Source organism: Pseudomonas thermotolerans DSM 14292, from assembly GCF_000364625.1.
Lineage (GTDB): Bacteria > Pseudomonadota > Gammaproteobacteria > Pseudomonadales > Pseudomonadaceae > Aquipseudomonas > Aquipseudomonas thermotolerans.
On sequence record NZ_KB822636.1, the window covers coordinates 1 to 10,288 of the forward strand.

Below are 10,288 nucleotides of genomic sequence, written 5' to 3' on the forward strand. Positions count from 1 at the left end.
GGTGGTCAGGCCACCTCGGCTACGTCCCAACGCATGGTCTACCGGCTCTTCTGGCCCCCCTTTTTCCCGGCGCCAGAAGAGGCTCGGGTTGCTCGTACCGCTGTCGAGTCGATCATCCAGGTATCCAGATCAATCAGTCCTTCCTGATTCAATCGAATCTGCAAACGCTCAAGAACTTGGTCGAACGTACCGTCATCCCGCCAGTCACGAAACCGTTGATACACCGTCGACCATGGGCCAAACCGCTCTGGCAGGTCACGCCAAGCTGCGCCTGAGCACAGGATCCAGAGGAGGCCGTTGAGCATCAGCCGGTCATCACTGCGAGGTCGCCCCATTTTCTGCTCGGGGGAAACCAGATCCGCGATCAGCTCCCAAGCTGCATCCGAGAGTTCGTAACGCTTTGCCATGCGGGCCTCCAGCCGGTCATGGCGCCGATACTACCCGTTCGGACTTTTCGTACAGAACCTGGCGCCTGCCGCTGTCCGCCGGGCTGGCTAGTCGCATCCATGAGGACAGCGAGCAGATCGGCGCCGTGATCGATGGTCGCGACAACCGCCTGCGTGGCTGAGGCCGGAAGGCTGCGGGGGCATTGCACCGCGCCGGCGCAGCCGGCACCCTTAGCGCTTTTCCGGACAAGGTGGCGGCATGCGCGACTACCAATGGCTCTATCAGTACTGTCTGAATCGCTTTGGCTCGGTTGAGGCCCTGGAGGCGCGGCTGCCGCAGCCGAAGTCGCCCGAGGAGCTGCGTGCTCTGGGTGACGATCGCTATCTGTCGATCATTTCCCTGCGCATTTTCCGCGCCGGGCTCAAGCACAGCCTGGTGGATGCCAAGTGGCCGGCCTTCGAGGAGGTGTTCTTCGGCTTCGATCCGCACAAGGTGGTGTTGATGGGCGCCGAGCACCTGGAGCGGCTGATGCACGACGAGTGTCTGATCCGTCACCTGGCCAAGCTCAAGAGCGTGCCGCGCAATGCCCAGTTCATCCTCGACGTGGCCCGGGAGAAGGGCAGCTTCGGCGCGTTGATTGCCGACTGGCCGGTGTCCGACATCGTCGAGCTGTGGAAGTACCTGGGCAAGCACGGTACTCAGCTGGGCGGGCTGTCGGCGCCGCGCTTCCTGCGCATGGTCGGCAAGGACACCTTCATCCCCACCGATGACGTGGTTGCCGCCCTCAAGGCTCAGGGGATCATCGACAAGGCGCCGACCAGCCAGAAGGAGCTGGCTGCCGTGCAGGCCGCCTTCAACGAATGGCGGGCGCAGAGCGGGCGGCCGCTGTGCCAGTTGTCTACGCTATTGGCCCATACCGTCAACCACTGAGCGAGGCCGCGCGCCGGAACGCAGATGTACGAAATCATCGCCCGTACCGCCTGGAGCCTCCGGCGCGCCGAACGCATCCTGATCATCACCGGCGCGGGGCTCTCCGCCGATTCCGGGCTGCCCACCTACCGCGGCCTGGGCGGGCTGTACAACGGCTGCACGCCCGAGGGGCTGCCCATCGAGGACGTGCTGTCCGGGCCCATGCTGGGCCGTGATCCGGCACTGTGCTGGAAGTATCTGGCCGAGCTGGGCCGGGCGTGTCTCAAGGCCGAACCGAACGCCGGCCACCAGGCAATCGCCGAGCTGCAGCGGCTCAAGCCGCAGTGCTGGGTGCTGACCCAGAACATCGACGGTTTCCACCGCGCCGCCGGCAGCCCGCCGGAGCGGCTGATCGAGATCCATGGGGGAATAGCGCCGCTGTTCTGTCAGTCCTGTGGTGCGGAAAGCGACGATCTGGAGGGGCATCTGCAGCGCTCGCTGCCGCCGCTCTGCACTGCCTGCGGCGGGGTGCTGCGCCCGCCGGTGGTGCTGTTCGAGGAGATGCTGCCCGAGGCGGCCGTCGAGCGCCTCCACGGGGAGATGCGCAAGGGCTTCGATGCGGTGCTTAGCGTCGGCACCACGGCGAGCTTCCCCTATATCGTCGAGCCGGTGCTGCAGACTCGCGCTGCCGGCGGCTTCACCGCGGAGATCAATCCCACCGCCACCGAGCTCAGTCCCTACGTGGACGTCCACCTGCGTGGGCGGGCCTTAGACATTTTGTCGCAGCTACTGAGTCACATTGCGGGCGATTAAAGTTTGCAATCGAAGGCATAGGCAGGCATAGTCGCGGCTTCATAAAGGACTAAGACACGGTCGTGCCCATGCTCAAACGCTTCGCACCCCTCGTGCCTCTTGCATTGACTTTCTTTCTGGGGGCCTGCGCCGGATACTCGCCGAGCGCGCTGAACACCGCTGACCACGACGCCCGTGCGACGCTCGACCTGCTCGCGGTGGAGACCGAGGAAGAACTCCTGCCGGACTTCTCCAGGGACAAGCCCTACGAGCTGCCGAGCTTCGCCGACAACATCCTGGCTCACGGTCTGTCACTGGTCGGTACCCGCTACCGCTACGGCGGCAGCTCGGTGGACACCGGCTTCGACTGCAGCGGCTTCATCGGTTACCTGTTCAAGGAGGAAGCCGGCCTGAAGCTGCCGCGTTCTACCCGCGAGATGATCAACCTGGATGCGCCGCAGGTGGCCCGCCACGAGCTGCAGCCCGGTGACCTGTTGTTCTTCAACAACAACGGTCGCGGTCGCGTGAGCCACGCCGGCATCTACCTGGGGGACGACCAGTTCATCCATTCCTCCAGCAGCCGCAGCGGCGGGGTACGCATCGACAGCCTGGAAGACAAGTACTGGAGCCGCAGTTTCATCAAGGCCAAGCGCGCCCTGGTACTGGCCTCCAGCAGCCAGAACACCACCCTCAGCAAGCGCTGACGGCCTCTGGCGCGCGCAATTCCGGGCTTGCGCGCGCCGTCTGCCGTGGGCAGAGTAGTGGCATCTCAGGAACAGGACCGCCTGTCATGCCTGTACTGACCCGTTTCGCTCTGCTGTCCCTTTTCGCATTGCTGGCCGCCTGTGCCAGCAGGCCGCAGCCAACCGTCCCCACATACACCGCGCCACTGAATGCCTCCGGCAGTGCCGAGGACGTGCTGTTCCGCGCCCTCGGGCTGGTCGGCACGCCCTACCGCTACGGCGGCAACACCCCGGAAGGCGGCTTCGACTGCAGCGGGTTGATCGGCTACGTCTACCGCGATGCTGCCGGCGTGCTGCTGCCGCGTTCGACCCGCGAACTGCTGGCCCTGGGTGTGCCCAGGGTGTCACGGGACTCCCTGCGTTCCGGCGACCTGGTGTTCTTCGCCACCAGCGGCGGCAGCCAGGTCAGCCACGCCGGCATTTACGTCGGCGAGGGGCGCTTCGTCCATGCGCCGTCCAGCGGCGGCACCGTGCGTCTCGACAGCCTGGACATGAAGTACTGGCAGAAGACCTACCTGGGCGCCCGGCGCATCCTCCCCGAACCGAGCCTGGCCGGTCATCCCTGACCGGTTGCCGCCATGACCGGCCGCTCCATCAGCCTCGACGACGCGCTCTATGGCTACCTGCTCGAGGTGTCCCTGCGCGAGACGCCGCTGCTTGCCAGACTGCGTGCGGAAACCCAGGCCATGCCCATGGCACGCTGGCAGATCGCCCCCGAGCAGGGCCAGTTCATGGGGCTGCTGGTGCGCCTGCTGGGCGCCCGGCGGATCATCGAGGTGGGCACCTTCACCGGCTACAGCGCCCTGGTGATGGCCGAAGCCATGGGCGAGGGCGGCGAGCTGATCTGCTGCGACCTGCCCGGCGACTACAACGCGGTGGCGCGCCGCTACTGGCGCGAGGCGGGCGTCGAGGGGCGCATCGAGCTGCGCCTGGCGCCGGCCCTGGACAGCCTCGCGGCGCTGCTGGGCGAGGGCCAGGCCGAGCGCTTCGACCTGATCTTCATCGACGCCGACAAGGCCAACTATCCCCGCTATCTGGAGCTCGGCCTGCAGCTGGTGCGCCCTGGCGGGCTGCTGCTGTTCGACAACACCCTGTGGAGTGGCCGGGTGCTCGAAGCGAATCCGGCCGACGAGGACACTCGGGCCATCCAGCGGCTCAATCGTCAGTTGAAGGACGATGCCCGTGTCGAATTGTCGCTGCTGCCCCTGGGCGACGGCCTGACCCTGTGCCGCAAGCGCTGAGCGGGCGACTTTCGCGCATCCGGAGTGGTGCAAGGGGCTTGCCGGAAAGGCGCTGGCGCGTTACCTTGTGCGCCGCTTTGGGCCGATAGCTCAGCTGGGAGAGCGCCGCGTTCGCAATGCGGAGGTCGGGAGTTCGATCCTCCTTCGGTCCACCAAATCTCGAGGGCTCGGATATATTCCGGGCCCTTTTTCATTCCTGCCCGAAAAGTCCGGCAGCTGTACCGGTGATTCCCATCCCGGCTGTGATTGACCTGGGCTGGGCGGGAGTATCTGCTATCGCAATGGATACCTGCGCCCGCTCGCCGGGCGAGTTCTGACTGAGCAGAGGATTCGGACCTTGACTTCCTCATGGCGCACCACCGGCTGGGTGCTGTTCGGTGCTTCCCTGATTCTGGCCCTGTCCCTGGGCGTGCGGCATGGCTTCGGGCTGTTCCTCGCGCCGATGAGCGCGGAGTTCGGCTGGGGGCGCGAGGTGTTCGCCTTCGCCATCGCCCTGCAGAACCTGGTCTGGGGGCTGGTGCAGCCGTTCACCGGGGCTTTCGCCGACCGCTTCGGCGCCACCCGGGCGGTGGTGATCGGCGGCATTCTCTATGCCCTGGGGCTGGCCCTGATGGGCCTGGCGGATTCCCCCTGGTCGCTGTCCATGAGCGCCGGGGTGTTGATTGGCATCGGCTTGTCCGGCACCTCCTTCTCGGTGCTGCTCGGCGTGGTCGGTCGGGCTTCGCCCCCGGAGAAGCGCAGCATGGCCATGGGCATAGCCGCGGCGGCCGGCTCCTTCGGCCAGTTCGCCATGCTGCCCGGCAGCCTGGGCCTGATCGAGTGGCTCGGCTGGTCCTCGGCTCTGCTGGCCCTGAGTTTGTTGATCGCCTTGATCGTCCCCTTGACCTGGATGGTCGAGGACCGTCCGCATCCGGCCCTGGGTCAGGAGCAGACCCTCGGCGAGGCTCTGCGCGAGGCCGCCGGCCATTCGGGCTTCTGGCTGCTGTCACTGGGCTTCTTCGTCTGCGGCTTTCAGGTGGTTTTCATCGGCGTGCATCTGCCGGCCTATCTGGTGGACCAGCACCTGCAGGCAGAGGTGGGCACCACCGTGCTGGCCCTGGTCGGGCTGTTCAACGTGTTCGGCACCTACATCGCCGGCTGGCTGGGCAGCCGGCTGTCCAAGCCGCGCCTGCTGGCCGGACTGTACCTGCTGCGCTCGCTGGTGATCGTGGCCTTCCTGTGGCTGCCGCTGAGCCCCTGGACGGCCTATGCTTTCGGCATGGCCATGGGACTGCTGTGGCTGTCCACGGTACCTTTGACCAACGGTACTGTGGCGACCCTGTTCGGGGTGAGGAATCTGTCGATGCTCGGCGGTATCGTCTTTCTCTTCCACCAGTTGGGCTCATTCCTGGGCGGCTGGCTGGGCGGTTATCTGTATGACCGTACCGGCAGCTACGACCTGGTTTGGCAGATATCCATCCTTCTTGGCGTGATGGCCGCGGTGCTCAACTGGCCGGTCCGCGAGCAGCCTGTTCCTCGTCTACAGGTGGCGGGGGGGCTACAGTGAGCGCCAGGACCTTGCGCTGGCTCGGCCTGGCCATCGCCGTTCTGGCCCTGGCGCTGGTCTGGTGGGCCTGGCAGCAGGGCGGCCTGGCCCTGTTGCAGCTGGGCATCAGCTGCTAGCGATCCGCCTCAGCTCCGCAGGTTGTCGTGAAGGCCGGCTGAGCCAGGCGCGCCAGCAGCTCGGCGTGCGGCAGCGGACTGGCATACCAGAAGCCCTGGCCGAAGCGGCAGCCCTGCCGGCGCAGATATTCCACTTGGGCGAAGCGTTCGATGCCTTCGGCCACCACCTGGATGCCGGTGCTGGCGGCGATGTTCAGGATGCCTCGGACGATGGCCTGGTCGACGGGGCTTTCCGGCAGCGGGGCGATGAGGGAACGGTCGATCTTGATGCGGTCCACCGGCAGGCGCTTGAGCAGGGCGGGGGAGGAGTAGCCGCTGCCGAAGTCGTCCATGCTCACCTTCACCCGGAGCCGCTTCAGTTCGCGGATGTGCCGCGCGGCCTTCTCAAGGTCGTACAGTGCGGCGCTTTCGACGATTTCCACCTCCAGACGCTCGCCGGGCAGGCCGCTCTCCGCCAGCGCCTGCCGGATCAAGGCGAGGAAGGCGTCGTGCAGGAAGGTGTCGGCGCAGACGTTGATGGCCACCGGCACGTCGAGCAGGCCGGCGTCGATCAGCGCGCGGTTGTCCCGGCAGGCCCGCTGTGCCAGCCAGCGGCTGAGGGCGGGCATCAGGCCGTGGTCGGCCGCTAGCGGTAGGAAACGCTCGGGCGGGATCAGCCCAGCCTCGCCGTCGCGCCAGCGCAGCAGGGCTTCCAGGCCCGAGGGGCGATGGCTGCCGGACAGTTCGAACTGCAGCTGGTAGTGCACTTCCAGCTGTCCGTCCTCGATGGCCCGACGCAGGCGGGCGGCCATCCGGTAGCCGGGTTCCGGCCGCTCGGGCGGCGCGTCGTGGTCTGCGTGGAGGGCCTGTCCGCCTTTGGCCCGGGCCTGGTACATGGCTTGGATGGCGTCCTCCAGCAGGCGCTCCGCCGAGGTATCGGCATCCGTATGGGGGGCGATACCCAGGCTGGCTTTCAGCGCCATGCAGCGCTCGGTGAACTCGAATGGTCGGCCGAGCTGCTCGAGCAGCCGTTCGCCGAGCAGGTGGGGCAGGGCACGGCCTTCCGGTAGGGCGCTGGCGACCACGAAGCAGTCGTCGTCCAGGCGAGCCAGCAGGTCCGTGGCTCGCAGGTTGCCGCGCAGGCGTTTGGTGATTCTTTGGCGGAGTCGGCCGGCGATGTCACGGCCGTGTTCGTCGGCGATCTGCCGGAGGTCGTCCAGGCCGATGCAGAGCACTGTCAGCTGCCGCTGGTGGCGTCGGCAGTGCTCCAGCATGCGACGCAGATTGCACAGCAGTTGGTCGGAATCGACACAGTCCACGGGCATTGCCGGGAAGCCAGGTTTGCGCCGGCGTTCCTCGCCGGACGTTGCGCTCCAGGGACGGTCGGCGGCCTGCTGTTCAGCGGGTCCCGGTACTGCTTTGGGGCTGGTAGGCATGGTGGCGTCCTCGGTCTAGGGGCCTGCTCGGCCAGCGACGCTGGCGGGTTGCGAAGATGCGATTCAGAGGCGGATCACGGTCCGGCCGCGCAGGATGGTTTCGCCGTCCTCCTCCGGCAGGGCGGGGATGCTGATATTCAGCAGGCGCAGGGGCGGAATGATCATGCGCTCGCCGGCTGGGCCGTTGCGGTTGTACTTGCGTTGCAGGCAGACGTGCAGGATGTAGCGCGGGTCTTCCGGTTGGCTTTCGTCGCGCAGCAGGTGGCCGTAGGAAGCCTGGCCGCTGGCGGGCAGAGGCTGCCAGGCGCCCTGGTCCGGCGGAGGGCAGTTACCGTTGCGCCACTGCGCGGGCAGCCAGCTGGCTTCGACGACCCGCGAGACTTCCTGGCTCACGGTGGTCAGGTAGTCGGCCGGTGAAAGGGCCGGGTCCACCTTGATCGCGGCGCGGCTTGCCGCGGCGCTGACCTCCTTGAATGAGAGGGTGAGCAGCAGCGGTAGGCTGTAGGCGAGGATGGCGTAGAGGATCACGAAGAACAGCGCGAAGGTCGTGGCGAACTCGATGGCGATCGAGCCACGCTGCCGGCTGTGGGCGGGATGGCGGTGGTGTCGTGGGATCGGGGCTTTCATGACTTCAGCGGACCAGTTTCGGAATGCCACAGCTCACCGACTGCAGCTGCACGTCGGTACGCCCGATCTCGAGACCGAGCAGCTGATTGATTACGGAGTCGAGGAGGCCGCCCAGTGGGCTCAGCAGGCCGCTGACGATCGGCTTGAGGACGTTGACCAGCGGGTCCAGCACCAGCTCGACCAGATCCAGCAGGGAGCCCAGTACTCCGCCGAGCAGCCCTTCGCTCTTGAAGGCCGAGGGCTTGATCAGGTCCATGATTTCGTCGAGCAGGCGATCGACCGTCTTGGCCAGCTGGAAGTTGTTGGGGGCGGTGCTTTCCCGCTGGGGCACCGTCTCGAAGGCCAGCGGCGGTCGGGTGTTCGCCTCGAGGGCGGGCAGGTGGAGCTTGTGGTCCAGGGTGAAGCCGCCGACTAGCGGCAGGGAGGCCCTGATCAGTTCGGTGGACTGCAGGTCGCTTTCGCAGCTGCGGCTGTCCGACCAGCGCGCCGCTGCCGGGATGTCGCCGAGGCAGACGTTGCCGACCCGGGAGACGACGTCGATCTCGGCGAGCGGTTCCGCCCCTGTGCAGTCCAGGGATTCTAGTGTGCCGTGCCCGGTGACCAGGTCGATCCAGATAGGCAGGTGCACGCGCACGCCCAGGCCAGCGAGCAGACCGCCGAGGAGCGGAGTTTCCTTCGTGTCCACGCTTAGGTGCAGGCGGATCTGTGCGTTGTACGCGGTAGTGCCCACCGGACCGATGCCGATGGATGGCGGTCGGACGATGCCCAGCTCGAGCTGCGCGGTGTTGAGCAGGCCCTGGTGCAACTGCAAGCCTTGTTGGTTGGCGCCGATCAGCAGGGCGGTCTTCAGCAGTTCGCTGAGGTTGACCCGGGTGTCCAGCGCCGGGCCGATCTCGCCGTCGGGGGTGGTGGTGAGAGACAGCAGGCCAGGCTGGGTCGGAGTGTCGAACAGGGACAGGCGCACGTCGCGTAGGACCGGGTTGCCGAGGATCTGCTGGCGGACCAGTGCCAGATCGGCGCGTAGCACCGAGTCGGAAACCACCTCCAGGGACAGGTCCAGCAGCTCGTCGATGCCCAACAGGCCCACCTGGGTTTGGACCAGGTCCAGCAGCCCTTCCGGCGACAGGACCTTGAGCTGTTCGATACCGATGTCCACGCCGAGCGCGTCCAACAGCCCGGCAGGGCTGATCGAGGCGTTGGCCAGACCGTTGGAGTCGAGCACGGTGAGGGTCGCCGGATCCAGGCCGACCGTGGCGAGCAGGCGACCGAGCAGTCTGCCGTTGTCCAGGCGTAGCAGCTGGGCGCCGACACTGAAGCTGGCGCTGGGCTCCTCGCGTTCGGCGACGGCGCGGGCGCGCAGGGTGATCTGATTGGGAATGGATGGGCTGAACAGGCTGGAAGCCTGCATCACCAGGCTGGTCGGCACCCGGTGCTGCACCTCGACACGCACCGCCCGCCCGTGGCTGTCGGCCACGGCGTCGCGCAGGCCGCCGCTGGACATTGTGGTGACGCACTGTACGGCCAGGCTGCGGTCGTCGGCGTCGGGATCGAAGCCGTTGCGCAGGGCGTTCTCGCTGGCGAACTGCTGGGCATCGGCTGGCGCGGCCGAACAGTCGCCCAGCGGCAGGCGGGTGATGGCTTCCAGGGCAGCGGTGTCTGCCACCTTCTGCAGCCGGCGCTTTTCCAGGTAGAGGCGACCGCTGTCAAGCGCCAGTGCGAGAAAGCCCAAGACCAGCAGCAGGACGAGTGTAGTCAGGATGCTGAAGGCCCCCCTTTGGCTATGTGGGGAGAGGTCGATGGGGTGGCGCATGGAGCGGGTTCCTCTTCATTCCTTGAGTGCCGGACTAACGGATGCGAATGCTGGCCTCGCCGCGGATTTCCTCCGGCAAGGACGGAATTTCCCAGTCGAACAGTGCGAGGGGCGGCAAGATGCTGCGCGGAGCGTCGTGGCGCAGGCATACGCTCCATTCGGCCCCCGCGACACGCAGGTAGCTACCGGCATAGCCGGCGCAGGGCCTGGCCCAGGTGTCCGGCAGCCAGGACGCGGCGATCACCTCCCGGACGCGTGCCTCCTGGCTGGCCCGCAGGGCGGCGGGGTCGCCCAGCTGCAGTTCGTGGTGGCGGATGGCCTCGCGCAGGGCGTCGGAAGCCACTTCCTGATAGGTGGCGGCGAGCAGCAGGGGCACGCTGTAGCCGACCAGCCCGTAAAACACCAGGCGGCCGCAAAAACTGAGTGCAACACCTGACCTTTCCGGTACGGTGTTGCCCCTATGTCCTATTCCGAACTCAGCGTTGAAGAACGCGCCACCATTCAAATCGGTCATGCCCAAGGCCTCAGCCTGCGCAGGATCGCCAGCCTGATCGACCGCTCTCCCTCGACCATCAGCCGTGAGGTGCGTCGCAACCGTGACGCCTGCGGGCACTACTCGGCCCGGACGGCGCAGCGGCGAATGCAAGCCCGTCGCCAGGCGTGTCGGCCGACGCGCAAGCTGGTGCCCGGCACCGAACGCTT

The 10,288-nt window shown here is 66.9% G+C and carries 11 protein-coding genes, 1 tRNA gene and 1 pseudogene; 8 read left to right on the forward strand and 5 right to left on the reverse strand.

The window, feature by feature from the left end:
• Window positions 1–407: pseudogene (locus tag H165_RS0117375) on the reverse strand (IS5 family transposase); the annotation flags it as partial.
• Between the two features lie 238 nt (window positions 408–645).
• On the opposite strand from H165_RS0117375, the gene H165_RS0117380 reads away from it, so the two are divergent.
• From H165_RS0117380 to H165_RS0117410, 7 genes are all read left to right on the forward strand, one after another.
• A complete protein-coding gene (locus H165_RS0117380) occupies window positions 646–1,317 on the forward strand; it encodes a DNA-3-methyladenine glycosylase I (protein WP_017940213.1) in 672 nt (223 codons plus the stop codon).
• A 24-nt stretch (window positions 1,318–1,341) separates the two neighbouring features.
• Window positions 1,342–2,109 carry an NAD-dependent deacylase gene (locus tag H165_RS0117385; protein WP_017940214.1) on the forward strand — a complete coding sequence of 256 codons (768 nt, stop codon included), beginning with the start codon at window positions 1,342–1,344 and terminating at the stop codon, window positions 2,107–2,109.
• Between the two features lie 68 nt (window positions 2,110–2,177).
• Window positions 2,178–2,792 carry a C40 family peptidase gene (locus H165_RS0117390; protein WP_017940215.1) on the forward strand — a complete coding sequence of 205 codons (615 nt, stop codon included), beginning with the start codon at window positions 2,178–2,180 and terminating at the stop codon, window positions 2,790–2,792.
• Window positions 2,793–2,878: 86 nt separating this feature from the next.
• Window positions 2,879–3,397 carry a C40 family peptidase gene (locus H165_RS0117395; protein ID WP_017940216.1) on the forward strand — a complete coding sequence of 173 codons (519 nt, stop codon included), beginning with the start codon at window positions 2,879–2,881 and terminating at the stop codon, window positions 3,395–3,397.
• A gap of 12 nt (window positions 3,398–3,409) precedes the next feature.
• Window positions 3,410–4,072: an O-methyltransferase gene (locus H165_RS0117400; protein ID WP_017940217.1), complete on the forward strand. Its 663-nt coding sequence runs from the start codon at window positions 3,410–3,412 to the stop codon at window positions 4,070–4,072.
• Between the two features lie 79 nt (window positions 4,073–4,151).
• A tRNA-Ala gene (locus H165_RS0117405) sits at window positions 4,152–4,227 on the forward strand.
• Between the two features lie 182 nt (window positions 4,228–4,409).
• On the forward strand, window positions 4,410–5,618 hold the full coding sequence (locus tag H165_RS0117410) for an MFS transporter (RefSeq protein WP_017940218.1): 1,209 nt from the start codon (window positions 4,410–4,412) through the stop codon (window positions 5,616–5,618).
• Between the two features lie 112 nt (window positions 5,619–5,730).
• On the opposite strand, the gene H165_RS0117420 is transcribed toward H165_RS0117410, so the two are convergent.
• The 4 genes from H165_RS0117420 to H165_RS0117435 all read right to left on the reverse strand — a co-directional run bounded on the left by H165_RS0117420 (window position 5,731) and on the right by H165_RS0117435 (window position 9,989).
• Entirely contained in the window at window positions 5,731–7,149 is a 1,419-nt protein-coding gene (locus H165_RS0117420) for a putative bifunctional diguanylate cyclase/phosphodiesterase (RefSeq protein ID WP_081609379.1), read from the reverse strand.
• A 63-nt stretch (window positions 7,150–7,212) separates the two neighbouring features.
• A complete protein-coding gene (locus tag H165_RS0117425) occupies window positions 7,213–7,776 on the reverse strand; it encodes a TadE/TadG family type IV pilus assembly protein (protein ID WP_017940221.1) in 564 nt (187 codons plus the stop codon).
• Between the two features lie 4 nt (window positions 7,777–7,780).
• Window positions 7,781–9,586, reverse strand: coding sequence for a pilus assembly protein TadG-related protein (locus H165_RS0117430; RefSeq protein WP_017940222.1), 1,806 nt, complete (start codon window positions 9,584–9,586; stop codon window positions 7,781–7,783).
• Between the two features lie 34 nt (window positions 9,587–9,620).
• Entirely contained in the window at window positions 9,621–9,989 is a 369-nt protein-coding gene (locus H165_RS0117435; RefSeq protein ID WP_017940223.1) for a hypothetical protein, read from the reverse strand.
• A gap of 57 nt (window positions 9,990–10,046) precedes the next feature.
• Between H165_RS0117435 and H165_RS19380 the strand changes: the two genes are divergently transcribed.
• The coding region (locus H165_RS19380; RefSeq protein WP_155943634.1) for a helix-turn-helix domain-containing protein at window positions 10,047–10,288 on the forward strand (242 nt) is incomplete at its 3' end.

Bases quoted from the DNA above. Each gene is read 5' to 3' on its own strand.
- H165_RS0117395 (WP_017940216.1), top strand. From the start codon at position 2,879: ATGCCTGTACTGACCCGTTTCGCTCTGCTGTCCCTTTTCGCATTGCTG.
- H165_RS0117400 (WP_017940217.1), top strand. From the start codon at position 3,410: ATGACCGGCCGCTCCATCAGCCTCGACGACGCGCTCTATGGCTACCTG.
- H165_RS0117380 (WP_017940213.1), top strand. From the start codon at position 646: ATGCGCGACTACCAATGGCTCTATCAGTACTGTCTGAATCGCTTTGGC.
- H165_RS0117390 (WP_017940215.1), top strand. From the start codon at position 2,178: ATGCTCAAACGCTTCGCACCCCTCGTGCCTCTTGCATTGACTTTCTTT.
- H165_RS0117425 (WP_017940221.1), bottom strand. From the start codon at position 7,776: ATGAAAGCCCCGATCCCACGACACCACCGCCATCCCGCCCACAGCCGG.
- H165_RS0117430 (WP_017940222.1), bottom strand. From the start codon at position 9,586: ATGCGCCACCCCATCGACCTCTCCCCACATAGCCAAAGGGGGGCCTTC.
- H165_RS0117420 (WP_081609379.1), bottom strand. From the start codon at position 7,149: ATGCCTACCAGCCCCAAAGCAGTACCGGGACCCGCTGAACAGCAGGCC.
- H165_RS0117385 (WP_017940214.1), top strand. From the start codon at position 1,342: ATGTACGAAATCATCGCCCGTACCGCCTGGAGCCTCCGGCGCGCCGAA.